This is a genomic window from Myxococcus sp. AM011, from assembly GCF_013372595.1.
In the GTDB taxonomy this organism is placed as follows: domain Bacteria; phylum Myxococcota; class Myxococcia; order Myxococcales; family Myxococcaceae; genus Myxococcus; species Myxococcus eversor.
The window spans coordinates 97,930-113,441 of record NZ_JABXEM010000001.1; the positions used below are offsets into that span (position 1 = coordinate 97,930).

General features: G+C 66.5%; 16 protein-coding genes and 1 pseudogene. 8 read left to right on the forward strand and 9 right to left on the reverse strand.

The window, feature by feature from the left end:
• Positions 1-55: 55 nt before the first annotated feature.
• Positions 56-484 (reverse strand): response regulator, encoded by a 429-nt coding sequence (locus HUW62_RS00210; RefSeq protein ID WP_163866615.1) that lies wholly within the window; start codon positions 482-484, stop codon positions 56-58.
• Positions 485-831: 347 nt separating this feature from the next.
• On the opposite strand from HUW62_RS00210, the gene HUW62_RS00215 reads away from it, so the two are divergent.
• Entirely contained in the window at positions 832-1,578 is a 747-nt protein-coding gene (locus HUW62_RS00215) for an ATP-binding protein (RefSeq protein ID WP_176433197.1), read from the forward strand.
• Position 1,579: 1 nt separating this feature from the next.
• The gene (locus tag HUW62_RS00220; protein WP_176433198.1) at positions 1,580-4,129 is read left to right on the forward strand and encodes a response regulator; all 2,550 of its coding nucleotides are present in this window, start codon (positions 1,580-1,582) and stop codon (positions 4,127-4,129) included.
• Positions 4,130-4,225: 96 nt separating this feature from the next.
• Here HUW62_RS00220 and HUW62_RS00225 read toward each other — a convergent pair whose 3' ends face one another.
• On the reverse strand, positions 4,226-4,600 hold the full coding sequence (locus HUW62_RS00225) for a hypothetical protein (protein WP_163866618.1): 375 nt from the start codon (positions 4,598-4,600) through the stop codon (positions 4,226-4,228).
• A 116-nt stretch (positions 4,601-4,716) separates the two neighbouring features.
• A complete protein-coding gene (locus tag HUW62_RS00230) occupies positions 4,717-5,052 on the reverse strand; it encodes a putative quinol monooxygenase (protein WP_163866619.1) in 336 nt (111 codons plus the stop codon).
• Between the two features lie 191 nt (positions 5,053-5,243).
• Here HUW62_RS00230 and HUW62_RS00235 point away from each other — a divergent pair, with 191 nt between their 5' ends.
• Positions 5,244-5,444 carry a hypothetical protein gene (locus tag HUW62_RS00235; protein WP_176433199.1) on the forward strand — a complete coding sequence of 67 codons (201 nt, stop codon included), beginning with the start codon at positions 5,244-5,246 and terminating at the stop codon, positions 5,442-5,444.
• Positions 5,445-5,480: 36 nt separating this feature from the next.
• On the opposite strand, the gene HUW62_RS00240 is transcribed toward HUW62_RS00235, so the two are convergent.
• Complete coding sequence (locus HUW62_RS00240; RefSeq protein WP_176433200.1) at positions 5,481-6,395, reverse strand: NmrA family NAD(P)-binding protein; 915 nt, start codon at positions 6,393-6,395, stop codon at positions 5,481-5,483.
• Positions 6,396-6,499: 104 nt separating this feature from the next.
• On the opposite strand from HUW62_RS00240, the gene HUW62_RS00245 reads away from it, so the two are divergent.
• Together HUW62_RS00245 and HUW62_RS00250 are read left to right on the forward strand one after the other, a co-directional pair.
• Positions 6,500-7,051 carry a TetR/AcrR family transcriptional regulator gene (locus HUW62_RS00245; RefSeq protein WP_176433201.1) on the forward strand — a complete coding sequence of 184 codons (552 nt, stop codon included), beginning with the start codon at positions 6,500-6,502 and terminating at the stop codon, positions 7,049-7,051.
• A gap of 78 nt (positions 7,052-7,129) precedes the next feature.
• Complete coding sequence (locus HUW62_RS00250; RefSeq protein WP_240356465.1) at positions 7,130-7,690, forward strand: DapH/DapD/GlmU-related protein; 561 nt, start codon at positions 7,130-7,132, stop codon at positions 7,688-7,690.
• Positions 7,691-7,739: 49 nt separating this feature from the next.
• Here the strand turns inward: HUW62_RS00250 and HUW62_RS00255 are convergent, their stop codons facing one another.
• The gene (locus HUW62_RS00255) at positions 7,740-8,846 is read right to left on the reverse strand and encodes a helix-turn-helix transcriptional regulator (RefSeq protein ID WP_163866624.1); all 1,107 of its coding nucleotides are present in this window, start codon (positions 8,844-8,846) and stop codon (positions 7,740-7,742) included.
• 221 nt (positions 8,847-9,067) lie between these two features.
• Between HUW62_RS00255 and HUW62_RS00260 the strand changes: the two genes are divergently transcribed.
• Positions 9,068-10,768: a discoidin domain-containing protein gene (locus tag HUW62_RS00260; RefSeq protein ID WP_176433202.1), complete on the forward strand. Its 1,701-nt coding sequence runs from the start codon at positions 9,068-9,070 to the stop codon at positions 10,766-10,768.
• A 50-nt stretch (positions 10,769-10,818) separates the two neighbouring features.
• Here HUW62_RS00260 and HUW62_RS00265 read toward each other — a convergent pair whose 3' ends face one another.
• From HUW62_RS00265 to HUW62_RS49585, 4 genes and pseudogenes are all read right to left on the reverse strand, one after another.
• Entirely contained in the window at positions 10,819-11,193 is a 375-nt protein-coding gene (locus HUW62_RS00265) for a hypothetical protein (RefSeq protein WP_163866593.1), read from the reverse strand.
• A 190-nt stretch (positions 11,194-11,383) separates the two neighbouring features.
• The gene (locus HUW62_RS00270) at positions 11,384-12,874 is read right to left on the reverse strand and encodes a glycoside hydrolase family 5 protein (protein ID WP_176433203.1); all 1,491 of its coding nucleotides are present in this window, start codon (positions 12,872-12,874) and stop codon (positions 11,384-11,386) included.
• 349 nt (positions 12,875-13,223) lie between these two features.
• Positions 13,224-13,802: a TMEM175 family protein gene (locus tag HUW62_RS00275; protein WP_176433204.1), complete on the reverse strand. Its 579-nt coding sequence runs from the start codon at positions 13,800-13,802 to the stop codon at positions 13,224-13,226.
• 22 nt (positions 13,803-13,824) lie between these two features.
• Positions 13,825-13,932 (reverse strand): annotated as a pseudogene (locus HUW62_RS49585) (PEP-utilizing enzyme); the annotation flags it as partial.
• A gap of 32 nt (positions 13,933-13,964) precedes the next feature.
• Between HUW62_RS49585 and HUW62_RS00285 the strand changes: the two are divergent.
• Both HUW62_RS00285 and HUW62_RS00290 read left to right on the forward strand, forming a co-directional pair.
• Positions 13,965-14,096: a cadherin-like domain-containing protein gene (locus HUW62_RS00285; protein WP_163866628.1), complete on the forward strand. Its 132-nt coding sequence runs from the start codon at positions 13,965-13,967 to the stop codon at positions 14,094-14,096.
• A 162-nt stretch (positions 14,097-14,258) separates the two neighbouring features.
• Positions 14,259-15,497, forward strand: a complete 1,239-nt coding sequence (locus HUW62_RS00290) for an MxcI (protein WP_176433205.1) — start codon at positions 14,259-14,261, stop codon at positions 15,495-15,497.
• The last annotated feature ends 15 nt before the right edge of the window (positions 15,498-15,512 follow it).

Sequence of the window (15,512 nt, forward strand, 5' to 3'; positions counted from 1 at the left end):
GTCTCGCATCGCTGGGTATCGCCCTTCCGCCCGGCCACCGTGGCGCGGTGGCGGCTCAGGGCATCTCCACCAGGGTCCAGTACTTGTTGAGCGTGGCCATCACCTCCACGAAGCTGATGAACGTCACCGGCTTGAGCAGGTAGCCCGCGACATTGAGGTTGTAGGCGTCAATCTTGTCGCGCTCGTTGGCCGACGTGGTCAGCACCACCACCGAGGTCGCCTTCAGCTCCGGGTCCGCGCGCAGGGCCCGCAGGAACTCGATGCCGTTCATCTTCGGCAGGTTGAGGTCCAGCAGCACCAGCCGGCGCCCTTCGGGGACCGTCCCGTTGCGCAGCGCCTCCAACCCCTCGAGCCCGTTGGAGGCCACGTAGAGCGGGTTGGCGATGTGGTTCTTCTGGAAGGCCCGGCGGACGTTCATCACGTCCACCTCGTCATCCTCGATGAGGAGGATGTTCAGGGTCTTGTCGTTCTTGTCGCCGACCATGGGTGCGTCATCCAGTCCTGTTGAGCCCGCGGGGGGCGCGCCTCGATTCGGGGGGCCCGAGGGGGCACCCTTCTAGCGTCCACCGTTTTGTCCCTGGCAACGTCTCGAGCCGTCCTGTTCCCTTCCTGACAGGTGCCGTGGAGCCCTGCCCGGCCGATGGGTGACCGGGCCGGCGAGCGCCTCCGGGCGCTTGTGCTCCGAGGGGGCTCGGGAGCCATTGTTCAAGACTCAACCCGCGCTCCGCACGAAACCCGCTAAGCCCACCGCATCCCATGCCTTAACTTGAGTGCCGTCGTGTGACGGATGTATCGCGGTGAGCCGCCGCGGCCCGCGCCAGATATCTCTTCATGGATGACTCCCAGAAGTCGAAGGACCAGCTCGTCGCGGAAGTCCAGGCCCTCCGCGAAGCGTTGCAGCGGAACAATGCCGACCTCGAGCAATTCGCCTATGTGGCCAGCCACGACCTCAAGGCCCCCTTGCGTGGCATCTCCAACCTGGCCCAGTGGCTCGAGGAGGACCTGACTCCCCAGCTCGGGGCCGAGTCGCGCCGACAGTTCGGGTTGCTGCGGGGGCGCGTGCGACGGCTGGAGACCCTGCTCGAGGGGCTTCTCGAATACAGCCGCGCGACGCGCTGGCGCCATGCACCCGAGCCGGTGGACGTCGGTGCCTTGCTTCAGGCGTTGATGGCGCAGCTCACGGCCGGGAGTCCGGCCCGGCTGGACCTCGGTCCGGCGATGCCCATCCTCACCACCGAGCGGCTTCCGCTCCAACAGGTCTTGATGAACCTCCTCTCCAACGCCGCGAAGCATGCGCGCCGCGACGACCTCCGGGTGCGGGTCGAGGTGGTGGACGTGAGGGGCGTCCCCCAGTTCCGGGTGACGGACAATGGTCAGGGCATCGCGTCCCAGCATCACGAGAAGATCTGGAGCCCGTTCCAGACGCTCGTCGCACGCGACCAGGTCGAGGGGGCTGGAATGGGGTTGTGCGTGGTGAAGCGAATCGTCGAGAGCCGGGGAGGTCAGGTGGGCGTCGTGTCGGACCTGGGCCATGGCGCCACCTTCCACTTCACGTGGCCTGACGCGAGGAGGGAGTGACATGAGCGATGACTCGGCTCCTCCCACGTCCCTGGACGTTCCGGACGCGAACGAGACGCTCAAGCTGCTGCTCGTTGACGACGACGAGGTGGACCGGCTCCTGGTCCAGCGGCTCCTGTCCAAGGGAGGGCTCGCCGTGGAGGTGGTGGAGGCCACCAGCGGGCGCGAGGCCCTGGAGTGCCTGAAGGCGCAGTCCTTCGACGTCATCCTCCTGGACTTCCACCTGCCGGCGGAAGACGGGCTCTGGGTTCTTCGCGAACTGGGAAGGATGGGGCCCCACTCGCCCATCATCGTCCTCACGGGGCAGGGGAGCGAACAGACGGCCGTGGAGCTGATGAAGGCGGGGGCTTCCGACTACATCTCGAAGGCGAAGCTGTCCGCCGAGCACCTGACGCAGAGCCTGCGGCAGGCCATGCGGTTGCACATGGCGGAGCAGCAGCACCGGGCGCTCGCCGAGGCGCTGCCGCAGATTGTCTGGACGGCTGGAGCGGACGGCATTCCCGACTACTTCAACCGACGCTGGTACGACTACACCGGCCTGCGCGCCTCGGGGACGCAGGCCGGCGGCGCGCGCGTGGACGTGCCACCGCCCGACGTCTTCCACGCGGAGGACCTCCCAGGCTGCATCGCCCGGTGGCGGGAGTGCCTCCTGTCGGGCGCCGCGTTCGAGAGCGAGTTCCGCATCCGGCGCCACGCGGATGCCACCTTCCGCTGGCATCTCGTCCAGGCGCTGCCGCTGCGCAATGCCCATGGTCGCATCATCCAGTGGTTGGGGACGTGCACCGACATCGATGACCAGAAGCGCGCCTCGGAGACCCTGAGCTTCATGGCGGAGGCGAGCGCCCTGTTGACCGCCTCGCTGGAGATGTCCGTCACGCTCGAGCGACTCTCGACGCTGCTCATCCCCCGGCTGGGTGACTGGTGCGCCGTCTATCTCCAGGAGGACGACGGGCCCATCCGCCAGGTGATGGTCGCCCACGCGGATGCCTCGCGCGTGCCGCGCTTGCGCGAGCTGCACCGGACGCATCCTCCCCTGGCCACGGCGGACCGCGGCCCTGCCCGGGTGCTGCGCACGGGGGAGCCCGAGCTGGTGTCCGAGCCCACCGACGAGGTGGTCCAGGAGGCGCTGGGCCCGCTGGACAGGCCAGGCTCCGACGAGCAGCTCCGGCCGGGCTCGTGGATGGTCGTTCCCCTGTGGGCGCAGCGGCGGGTCTTCGGGGCCCTGCAGATCTGCGCCCTCGGGCCCGGACGCCGCTACACCGCGAGGGACCTGGCGCTGGTGCAGGAGTTGGCGCGTCGGGCGGAGATCGCCATCGACAATGCCCGGCTCTTCGAGATGGCCAAGGCCGAGCACACGATGGCCGAGCAGGCCAACCGCGCGAAGGATGAGTTCCTCGCCGCCGTCTCCCACGAGCTGCGCACCCCGCTGATGGCCATGCTGGGCTGGACGCGGATGCTGCGCTCGGGGCAACTGGCTCCGGAGAAACACGGACGCGCGCTGGAGGCCGTGGAGCGCAACACCATGGTGCAGACCCAGCTCATCGAGGACCTGCTCGACGTCTCGAGGATCATCACGGGCAAGATGCGCCTGGAGGTCCGGCCGGTGAATCCCCACGAGCTCATCGAGGCCGCGCTGGATTCGGTGCGCCATGCGGCCGAGACGAAGGGCGTGTCGCTGCACGCGGAGCTGGACCCGGACACCGGGCCCATCAGCGGTGACGCCGACCGTCTCCAGCAGATGGTCTGGAACCTGCTCTCCAATGCCATCAAGTTCACGGCCCGGGGCGGTCAGGTCACCGCGAGCCTTCGGCGGGTGGAGGATGCCGTGGTCATCGAGGTGCGGGACAACGGCCAGGGCATCCCCAAGGCCTTCCTGACGCACATCTTCGAGCGCTTCTGGCAGGCCGACGGCGGCTCCACCCGGAAGCACGGGGGGCTGGGGTTGGGACTGGCCATCGTGCGGCACCTCACGGAGTTGCATGGAGGTGTCATCGAGGCCTTCAGCGAGGGAGAGGGGCAGGGCGCGCGCTTCAGCCTGAGGTTGCCGGTGGCGACGGCGTCACAGCTCCGGGGAAGCGTGCCCGCGCTCCATGCCACGGCGCGTCTGGGCGCGCCGCCGCTGCCCATCACCGTGCTGGAGGGGCTGCGGGTGCTGGTGGTGGACGATGAGCCCGATGCCCGGGAGCTGCTCTCCGTCATGTTGGAGAGCCGCATGGCCCAGGTCGTCACCGCGGCCAGTGCCCGGGAGGGATTGGAGCAACTGCGGCGGTTCCATCCCCAGGTCGTCCTGTCGGACATCGGGATGCCTGGAGAGGATGGGTACTCCTTCATCCGCAGGCTGCGCGCGTTGCCTCCGGAGCAAGGAGGGCAGACGCCGGCCATCGCGCTGACGGCCTTCGCGCGGATGGAGGACCGCGCCCGGGCGCTGCTCGCGGGATTCCAGATGCACGTGGCCAAGCCCATCGAGCCCGCGGAGCTGGTGGGCGTGCTGGCCGCGCTGACCGGACGCACGGCCCCGTGGGGCGAGCGTGTGCGAAACACTTCCGCCTGAGCGGGTGGCCGCACGGGGTCTGGCTCCAGCGTGCCTGGGCCGCGGCGCGCTCCGGACGCAGCGCCCGAGTGGCGACTCCTGCCTTTCCGGTGCGAATCAGTCGGCTATCGGCTTGTTGAGGCCAGAACGAGAGTAGGTCCAGAACTCCTTGACCCGACGGTGGCGCTGCAACTGGAATGCTTCGACGATGCGCGCGCACTCCTTGCCGCATTGCTTGTCGGCAAGGCGAAACAGGCGCGGCTCGTTGTGGGCGTCGCCGAACAAGTTGTAGATGGTCTGCACGAGAACGCCAACGATTGCCGCGGACGCACGCCTGGCGTTGGCTCCGACGGGGCGCCAAAGCTGGTGCCGGTCGAGCAGCGCGATGCCCGCGTGCACCTGATGATGCTGGTCGCGCAGGCGAATTGACTGTGTGTTGACGGCGAGAAAATCGATGGTGTCGAGGAGTACTCGAGTCTCTTTGGCAGGCATGTCCAGAGGTCAGGTTGAAGGCCAGGGCGCGGAGCAGGGCGGCGCCGGCGGTCGGCCATGGCGCAAGGCCCTCTTCATTCTCAGATGGCTCATGTCGAAGTTCATCACGGGCGACGTCACAAGGGCATGTTGACCGCGACTCCCTCGCGGCCAGAGATCCACGCGCGCAAGTACGGGTTGAGCTCTCCGTAGAATGACACCGATACCAGTTCCGCCACCGCGAAGAGTTCGCGGAGCAGTGGCTCCACATGGTTGTTATGCGTTTCGGCCGCGTCAGCGTCGACGTACTCCTCGATGATGGAGTAGTGACCCGGCTTCTGCGTGACGAACCACTGGTAGCGCAACGTTCCCGGCTCGGTCGCCGCGGCGGAGGCCAATGACCGCGCCACCCGCAGGAACGTCGCCTCTCTGTAGGTCGGTATCTTGAACTCACATAGCACCATGAGACTCATGCGATTCTCCTCCGCGGGCCGTGCTTCGAGGGGCGGTCTTCCTCGTACCATTCAGCGAACTCGAAGTCGCTCGGGTTCCGGTGACGCAGCCGGGCTATCCTCCCCGCATGTCCCATGTCGACTGCGTACTCATTCGTGGCTGCGAGGCTCCGGAAGAGGTGCGTCCAACGCTCCCAAAGCACGACCTCCCCGTGGGTCCGGAGCCGCACGAGAAGCAGACGGTGGAGCAGGTGCTCCTGGACGCCCTGGAGGACGGTCATCTGCGTGGTGTTCCAGGACACGTTGTGAAGGTGTTGCGCGACGAATGCGTGGAGATTCCACCCGCCTGGGCCGCCGAGGCGCCCGAGGAGCTGCTGAAGATGCTCGGCCCGGTCCTCGCGAAGACCTGCTGATGACGCGGCGACCGGGGCCCGAGCAGGTCCCGTCTGTCAGCTCAACCCGCGACGCTGCCTCACCCAGGTCTCGAAGCTCATGGGCGCCAGGCCGTAGGCACGCGCGAGCTCGGGCCGTGCCAGCACTGGCGCGACGTTCATGTACGTCACGCCGTGCGCCACGCCGGGATGCAGCCCGGCCGCGATGGCCTCCTCGACGGTGCCCGACTGGACGGTGTACTCCTTGCCGTCGACGCGGGAGAGAATCTCCGCGATTCGTGGAAGCGTGAGCAGGTCCCCCGCGAGCTGCAGCGTCACGCCGTGGAACCTCGAGGGCTGCTGGATGGCCGCCGCGGCGGCCTTGCCGATGTCCTCCGGGGCAATCAACGGGATGGGCCGATCCTCCTTGATGACCGTGACGAGGAGGCGTTGGTCGACGAAGCCGGCGGGGTCCAACATGGCGTGGTCCATGAAGGTGGAGGGCAGGAGGAGGGTCCAGTGCCGGAAGCCCGCGCCGCGCACGAGCTCACAGGTGGCGAGCTTGTTCTCCCAGTACACCTCGTGGGACTTCCAGCGTCCCTCCGCCCAGCCTTCGGTGTCGCGGTGATTTCCGACGCCGGACGTCGCGGTGTGCACGAACGTCTCGACACCCTCGGCGAGCGCGGCCTCGACGAGGTTCCTCCCCTGCTGGACCTCCTTGCTGAAGTCGATCCCCGACCCCGAGACGATGGGGGACTGCATCGAGAAGACCGCCCGCGCCCCTGCACAGGCGGCGCGCAACGACGCGGGATTGTCGAGGTCCCCAATGACGACCTCCGCGCCCGCCGCCGCGAGGGCCCGGGCGTTCGGCGCCTCCGCATCGCGCACCAGCACGCGCACCGGGGTGTGGCCTTCGGCCAGCAAGGCGCGAGCCGTGGCGCCCCCCTGGCGCCCCGTGGCGGCGGTGACGAGGACGGTCTTCTGGCTGCTCATGGGCTATTCCTGTTGTAAGTGGGGGACCCCACCGTTTAGATTCATGGTCAAATACGGAGGGGCCCCCCGTTTGTCAAGGAAGGGTGCCCGAGGAGAGGAGTGCCGTGGAGTACGTGAAGCCATTGCGCGCGGATGGGCGACGCAACCGGGAGAGGATTGTCGCGGCCGCCACGGAGCTGGTCGCGCGGGATGGCGCGCAGGCGTCGCTGGAGGAGATTGCCCGGAAGGCGGGGGTGGGCTCCGCGACGCTGCACCGGCACTTCCCGTCGCGGCAGGCGCTGTTGGAGGTGGTCTTCCGCGAGGGTGTCGAACAGCTCTGCGCGAGGGGAATCCGCCAGCCAGGCGAGAAGCCCGCCGCCGAGCTGGCAACCTGGCTCGAGGATTTGACGGTCCATACCTCCACCCATCGCGGGCTCGCCGCCGCGCTGCTGACGGGGCCGGAGGGGCTCTCCGCCGAGGACATCTGCTGCACGGACATGGTGCGCGACGTGTTGAGCGCCCTGGTGGAGAAGGCCTCATCGGCGGGCGCGATTCAGGCCGGCGCCACCACGGAGGACCTGATGCGGCTGGCGAATGCGATTGCCGTCGCCAACGAAGACGACCCGCTCACCGCGCGCCGGGTGCTGCGCCTCGCACTCACCGGCATCCAGCTGTGAACGAGGAGCGTGGGGAGACACCGCTGGACGTGAGCGCGGAGCGGGAGCGAGGCTCGTCGAATGCCTCTTGAGCGTCTCATGCGCATCCACAGCCCGGAGTCCGTCGCGAGCGGGGAGCGGGTCTTCAGCTCCGAGTTCGCGGCGATGAGCAGGCGGGTGCTGCAAGTCACCGGGCTGACGTCGCGCCTCAACCTCCTGCCTTTCGAGGACGAGGTCGGCAAGGCGGCGCTGTTCGAGCAGATCCTGGGCAGACCGCTCCCGAGGCGGGCCACGATTTATCCGCCCTTCTACACGGACCACGGCCTCCATCTGGACCTGGCCGAGCGGGTGTTCATCAATCAGGGCTGCACGTTCCTCGACTACGCCGGCATCCGGTTGGGCGAAGGGGTGATGATTGGCCCCAAGGCCACGTTCATCACCGTCAGCCATCCGGTCGACCCGGGCGAGCGGCGGCTGTACCTCACGGGCGCGCCCATCGACGTGGCGGAGAACGTGTGGATCGGCGCGGGCGCGACCATCATGCCCGGGGTCCGCATCGGGCGCGACGCGGTGGTGGCTGCCGGGGCGGTCGTCGTCGACGACGTGCCCGCCGCGAGCCTGGTGACCGGCGCCAAGGCGACCATTCGCCGGCGGTGGTGATTCGAGTCTCCGACCTCGCATGGGGTGGCCCACGAGGGCGGCCCGCGGCTCATCCCGCGACCTCGGCGCTCCGTTCTTGAGCGAGGAGGATCAGCTTGGACCGGCTGGGCACGGCCAGCTTGACGAAGACCCGCTTCAGGTGCGTCTTCAATGTGTTCAACGAGCTGCCCATGTCTTCAGCAATGGTCTGGTTGTCCCAACCATTCAAGACGCGCTCCACCACGTCCAGCTCGCGGGGGGTGAGCCGCTTGCGCCACTCGGCGGGAACCTGAGCCCCATGAAACACCTCCTGGAACAACAGCGCCCAGGGCGTTCTCCCGGGATGGGCTGGCAACCGGAGGAAGGTCACCTTCAAGCTTCGCCCCGGCCGCCGGAACGTCAGGACGTCCTGGCCGGCGAGCATCCGCTGTCCGGAGCGACTGAGCCACTCCAGCGCATCCAGGAGCACCAGGGGCAGGCCGAAACGGCCACAGGGCGCATCGGGGAACCAGCGATGGAGCAGCGCCGTGGAGCGAGGGGTGCGCATCAGCTCGGTGGTGGGAGGGCTCAGCACGATGCTCTCGAGTCCTGTGTGACGGAAGAGCTGCTCCAAGAGGTCTCCCTGACGGACCAGGTCTCCCAGCATGAGGCAGTTGCGAACCGTCCTCGCCAGGATGGGTGTCAGGCGCTGGAGAAAGGCCTGCTCCTGCTCCGAGAAGGCCTTCCGGTTCTCCCGGTACAGGGTGAAGCCGCTGTGCCAGCCAAGGCCCATGTCCAGCAGCACGGACATCACGCGCTCCACGCGCATGTCCATCTCCAGGCAGAGCGAATACATGGCGCTGTTCCACATCTCCTGACGCGACAGCATCTCGGTGTCTCGCAGCACGGTGTTGGGCCGCTGCATCACCGCGAAGCTCACGAAGCACTCGTCTGAAATCTCCGGGTAGCGGTCAAAGAAGGCCTGGGGCATGTCGCGGACCATTGGCCAGTCGTATTGACCGGGCGTCCCTGGCCTGGACACGCAAAGCCCTCCGAAGTCCGCGGCCAGCACACGTGACAGAATCCCGTAGGACTCCGAGAAGACTTCCTTCAAGTCGAGCGAGCTGGTCAGCGCTGTCATCACTTCCAAGAGCACCTGCTCCCCCTGCATGGAATCCGGCGGGTTCTTCATGCGCATGTCCTTCCTCCACGTCTGGCATCAAGGGCCTCACCCCTATGGGTGATGCCCGCCCCCAACAGGCTCGCGTACGGTCCGCGAGCTTCTTCCTGGCCCCAAGGGCCTCGGAGCAGCATGCCATCGATTTCTGGGTCGCCGTGGGAGTCATTTCCGGTCTGGGAATCACCAGGCGCTCGTCCAGAGGAGCGCATCATGCCTGTCCAAGGGGTCGAGTGGAACTCATGCGAATGAAGAGGATGGAGTCGAAGCGAAGTGTCTGGGGCTCGAAGGCCTTGCGGCTCATGACCCTCCTGGCGTCGGCGGGATGCGGCGCCGGAGTGGCTCCAGAGGCCTTGGACGAAGGGCCTGTCGGCGCCCACCGGCTCGGCTTCGAGGCGTTCGAGCGGAGCACGTATCGCGAGCCGGACACGGGCATCTACATCGTCGATGGCGACATGCCGATGTCGGACCTCGAGGAGCTGCGGGAGTACTACGACGGCCTCTCGAAACCCGGCGCCCTCATCGTCCACAACGTGGGGGGGGTGGATGCGACCTGGAGCAGCACCCAGAAGCTCGACCTCCGGTACTGCGTGAGCAGCAGCTTCGGTTCTTTTCATGCCAGGGCCGTGGAGGCCATGGCGCGCGCGGCGAATGCCTGGGAGAGCGCGGCCGACGTCAACTTCATCCATGTCCCGGACGAGGATGGGGTCTGCAACGCGAGCAATCCCAATGTGGTCTTTGATGTCAACCCTGTCGTGGGCCAGAGCTATCTGGCGCGCGCCTTCTTCCCTGACGATGTCCGCGCGAGCCGCAACATCCTCATCGACGTCAGCGCCTTCGGGAGCATCCCGCCCTATACGTTGGCGGGTATCCTGCGCCATGAACTGGGACACACGTTGGGCTTGCGGCATGAGTACACGCGCCCTGACAGTGGCCTCTGCTACGAGGACAGCAACTGGCGGACGCTCACGCCCTATGACTCGGACTCGGTGATGCACTATCCGCCGTGCGTGGGCACCAATGCGGTCGATCTGCACCTCACGCAGCGCGACCGGATTGGCGTCCGGGCGCTCTATGGGCCCGGGAGTGGGAACCTGGCGCTGATGGGGAACAGCTCGGCGTCATCCACCTATTGCACCAGCGCTGGCGAGCATTGCTATTCACCCAATCGGATCAACGACGGCTCGCTGGACAGCACGCTCAACGGCTTCCATAGCTGGACCAATGCCAATGGCGCGCCGCTCCCCCAGTGGGTTCAGGTGGAGCTCGGCAGGCCTCACGTCATCAACCAGGCCGTCGTTGTCGGCAGCAGTGACGGTGTCCCGCAGTCCTATCTGCTCGAAGCCTGGAATGGCTCCGCCTGGGTGACGGTGGCCAACGTCACGGGCAATACGCAGGTGCAGAGAAGCCACTCCTTCGCGCCTGTCGTCACCAGCCGCGTGCGGCTGCTGGGTCGGTTGGGTTCCGCCAAGCAGCCAGGGTATGTCCGCGTGAACGAGATAGAGCTCTACAACACCCATGAGAATCTGGCGCTCGCGGCGAGCACCTCGGCGTCTTCGTCATATTGCCCGAGCGGCTGCTATGCCCCGTCCCGGGTCAACGACGGGAATCCCAGTACTGTGATTGGCGGCGACACGAGCTGGACGAATGCCTGGGGCGTCGGGCTCCCGCAGTGGGTGGAGCTGGACTTTGGTGGCCCGCGCACCTTCCGGCGCATCGAGCTCTATATGAGCGACAATGGCGCCCCTCAGGAGTTCAGCATCCAGATCTGGAGCGGGGGCGCCTGGGAGACCCTCCACGTCGTCCGCAACAACACGTTGGCGCGGACCACCCATACCTCCACGGCCATCACCACCTCGAAGCTGAGGATTCTTGGCCACCTCGGGTCCGTTGCGCAGCCAGGGTACGTGCGCATCAACGAGGTAGAGGTCTACGAGAACTGAGCCGCGGTGGGGTGTCCCCGCGGCTCCTCGGGCGGGGACACCTGGTGCGCTTATCGAGCGCGGACGGTGCAGGAGGTCTTGATGTAGTCCACGTCATCGTAATAGGCGCAGGAGAAATACACATCCAGCCGGGCGGTCGGGGTGCAGTCCTGGCGCCCGGTCTGGAGGGTGAGGTCCGTCTCCAGGTCCACGCACTCGCAGCCCTTGCAGCTCTCCTTCTTGTTCAGACACAGATGGGTCGTGTCCGCGGTGACGACGGTCGCGCAGTATTGCGTGGCGCGCTTGCAACGGGTGTTGCCACACTCAAGGGTCTCCGGGAACGACTGGGTGTCCCCGCCCCCATCGCCCCCATCGTCGTCGCTCGAGCCACCACAGCCCACCACCAGCATGGAGAGAAGCACCAGGTACGCCGCCGTCGCCTTCATGTCGTCCTCCCGAGGAGTCATGGGGGGCGCATGAGCACCCCCCTCCTGACGGGAGGAGACAGGCCGGGCGACACCGTTGCATGAAATCGACCGCGGCCCTCCCGGCGAGACGACCCGACCCCGGGTCAGGCCCTCCTTGACCCGCGATTTTCCTCGGGATTCGGCTCGCCGCCGTCTCCCCGTCGCTCACTCACAACGCGAGGAAGTTCGCGGTCAGGAAGGCGGCGTACCAGTTCATCGGCGTGAGCCCGTTGGTCGTGTAGTCCGCCGTATGATTGTTGGTGGTGAGCTGCCAGGTGGTCAGGTCCCACGGAGACCAGCCGATCCACACGTCGCTGTTGTTGTTCATGAACGTGAGCGCGTTCGTTATCTGGGGTTGCGCGTAGGACTGGTGGATTCCGATACCCATCTCGGACAAGAACAGCTTCTTGCCGTGGGTCCTCGCCCAGTGGGTGACGGCCGTGAGCTGCGCGCCGTAGGACGACTCATCGTTGCTGCCGTAGCCTTCCGGGTAATACGAATGCATGTCGAAGGCATGGTTGTTGGCGCTGTCCGTGATGGACAGGGCCGCGACTGAGTCGAGCGGACCTCCGCCCGGAGCCCAGGTGTGCCAGTGCCCCACGTCCGACCCGCGCGTGTTGGGGACCAGGATCAACTGGGTCGAGCCCGTCGCGCGCACGGCGTTCATCACCGTCTGGATGCCGGAGAACCAGGTGGTCGAAGTCATCGGGAGGTCATGCGGCTCGTTCATGAGGTTCAGGATGACCTGGGGGTTCGTCTTCACCAGATTCGCGAGCTTCGTCCAGACGTCGGCGAGATGGGCCACGGTCAACGTCCCGTCTCCGATGACGCGTTGGACGTAGTTCGTGGTCTGGTTTCCCGCGGCATTGAACGCGCCCGTCGCATAGCGGTTGTAGTTGTGCAGGTCGAGTACCAGGGTGAAGCCCTGGGCTGTCGCCAGGTTGATGTAGTTCATCATGCCGTTCGAATAGTCCGTATCCAGCGGGCCATTGAGCGTGTGCTGGATGCGCTCCCAGGAGATGGGCAGACGAATCAGGTTGAAGCCCCTGCCCTTGTAGTAGGCGAGCTCCGCGGAGATCCGGGTCGATGACGGCATCTCGTAATACGTCTGTCCTGTCCAACCGTCCCAGTCGTTGCCGTACTCCATCCCCGCGCGGTTGATTCCGCGATAGGCCACGCCGGTGGGATAGGTCTTACCCGGGGGCTTCTCCAGCGCGATTCCATCGACCCCGTAGGCCACCGCGGAGGCGCTCTGGAGCGTGAGCTTGTTGAAGGTCGTCAGCGAGCCCTTGAGCGCGCTCATCGGGATGGTGACTCGAGTCCAGTCACCCGCCCCCAGGGAGTCGAAGGTCGGGTTGGCGGAGTTGCCAATGGCGACGCCCGCGTTTCCATCTTCGCCCTCCTGGCTCACGATGAGCCTCAGGCTCTTGATGGCCGCGAGGTTCGCGTTGCCCGGACGGATGGCGAAGCTCACGGCCTTGTACGTATTGGTCGAGAACGATTGGCCCTCAGCGCCCAACGCCAGGGCGCTATCCGCGCCGGAGGTGACCTGCATCGACGAGGTGCCGTAGGCCTTCGTGCTCGTCGTCGAAGCGAGGGTGACGTTGCCCCAGCTGTAGCCGGTATTCCAACCCGGCGTGACGGCATCGTCATACAGCACCGTCTGATAGGAAGTGTCCAGCGGTGGCAGAAGCAGCAGTCCGGCTGTGCTTGACGCGGTTGCTTCCGGGAGCGGCTCGCTCCTGGTCAGGTCCGCTTCGTCGCTCGAAGGCGGGCCACATGCGGCGCCCAGGGTGAAGATGCTACCCAGCAGAACGTAAAGACACTTCCGCGAAACCGGTGGTCGTCGCATTCGGGCCCCCTGCAGTTGGACGCTGATTTAGCGACCACATCTTCAGCGGCAACTGCTCGTTTCCCGTCAATGACAACGATTGTTCTCAAGCGGGCTCAACCCGACCAGCGCGTTCCCATGGGTGTGTAAATGGCGAGCAGGGGCGCAGTGGGATGCTCTAACCTTCATGCGTGGCTTTCTCGAAGCGCCGATCCGGTACCAGCCACATCAGCGCCGCCAGCACATAGACCGCCTCGGAGAAGTACTCATTGAAGAAGGCGCTGACGATGCCGACCAGGTAGAACACCGGCGAAATCTTGCCCTTGAAGTCGCGGCCGACCGCCTGCGCCAGTGCTGACGTCCTGCCCTGCGTCCTCACCATGCAGGTCTGCAATATCCACCAGGCGAAGGCGCACATCAGCAGCACGAAGCCGTAGAGCGCCAGCGGCACGGACGAGAAATGGTTTTCACCCATCCACCCGGTGGTGAAGGGGATGAGTGACAGCCAGAACAACAAGTGCAGATTCGCCCACAGCACGCCGCCGGTGACATGGTCGATGGTGTGCAGGAGATGGTGGTGGTTGTGCCAGTAGATGCCGACGTAGATGAAGCTGAGCACATAGCTGAGGAAGACGGGAATCAATGGGCGCAGGTCGGCGAGCTCGGTGCCGTGCGGCACCTTGAGCTCCAGCACCATGATGGTGATGATGATGGCGATGACGCCGTCGCTGAACGCTTCCAGCCGGTTCTTGTCCATGCAACTCCCCCGGTGTGGCATTCACCACGCCCACGACGGTCGGCAAGCCGTCCTCCCGTGCGAGCGCCGCGCCATGGGTCATCAGGCCCCCTCCCTCCGTCACCAGGCCTTTGATGGCCACGAACAGGGGCGTCCCACCGGGGCCGCGTAGGGCATGGCTCGGTGCCGCTCGTGGGCGGCACCGTCATCTTCACCCCGGAGGCGGACTTCACCGGGACGGCGACGCTCGAGTGCACGGCCAGTGATGGGGCCTGCACGAGCACCGCGAGGGTGACCGTCACGGTCAACCCATGAACCCACCGCCCCTCGTGGCTTGACACCTGCCGGGAGGGCGGGCTACTCCATCGGTCCTACGCTGATTTTGATACTGAATGTCAATTTCAGGCCGAAAATCGACGGGACGCCGCCGCGCTGACGGACAGCGCCGAGAAGCCGGTCCCGTTCGAGGAGAGAGCGATGCGCCGCGGAGCACTGAGGCTTGGTAAGGGCAGCTTCTCGTGGGGGCTCGTGGCGTGCGCCGCCCTGCTCCTGGTCTCCTGCGGAGATGAAAAGACTCCTGCTCCCCCCGGCCCGGATGGGAATGAGGAGGGCTCGCTGTACCTGGTGCATTCCGCCGTGGAGACGAACGGCAGCCGGATGAACTACTTCAGCCTGGTCGACTCCCTGTCCGAAGCCAGGACGCTGGACTACGCGCGCTCGCTGGAGTTGCCGGGCCGTCCGCGTCTGTTCGCGGCGCGGGGCGTGGGCTTCTTCGCCATCGGCTCCGGCGAGTCTCCCACCATCACCCGCTACGAGGTGCGCGATGGCACGCTGGTGGCGGGCGCCAGTCTCTCGTTCCAGAACCTCGGCGTGAGCCGGCTGGGCGCCCAGGCCGTGCACTTCGTGAGCGCCACGAAGGCGTATTACAAGGACGACGCCCAGGGGCAGATCATCGTCTGGAACCCGACGGAGATGGCCATCGAGCGGACGCTGTCGCTTCCGCGGGAGTTCATCAAGCAGGGCTACGTCACCGGGCTGAGCCAGTGGGCCAGCCGCGAGGGCGAGGCGTTCTTCTCGGTGGGCTGGTCCACGTCGACGTACGACTCGGTCCTTCCCGGCACGGTGCTCGTTCGCATCGACACGGCGACGGATGCGCTGAGCTGGACCGAGGACGCGCGCTGCCGCGACCTCTCGAAGACGGCCCGACAGGGTGACACGCTCTACTTCTTCAGCGGCGTCATCAATGGTCTGGGCTACGCGGTCAAGGGCACCGCGGAAGCCGGTCAGCAGGATTGCTTCCTGCGCATCTCCCCGGGGCGGCGGGCCTTCGACACGGACTTCGTCGGCAGCGCGGCCGCCGCGCTCGGACCGAACAAGGTGGGCTCCATCATCGCGGTGACGGAGTCGGGCACCGCCTGGCTCCAGGTCGCGGACACCACCATCACTCCGACGGCGCCGGGCACCACCTACAGCGAGTGGTACAGCAAGGGCTGGAGCTGGTGGCAGGTGCCCTTCGCGACGCTCCGCGACCCCTCGCGCGTCCAGGCGGAGCCCGGAGCCTACAGCGGCTTCACGCTCACGACCGGCTCCAGCTTCCTCGTCAGCCAGAGCGCGGCGGACTACTCCACCTCCACGCTGATGGACCTGTCATCCGGCGCCCCCAAGCCCAGCGTGTCCTTCCCGGGCTTCGTGCTGGACGTCGCTCAAATCCGCTGAGGGGTCCGCCGCGCG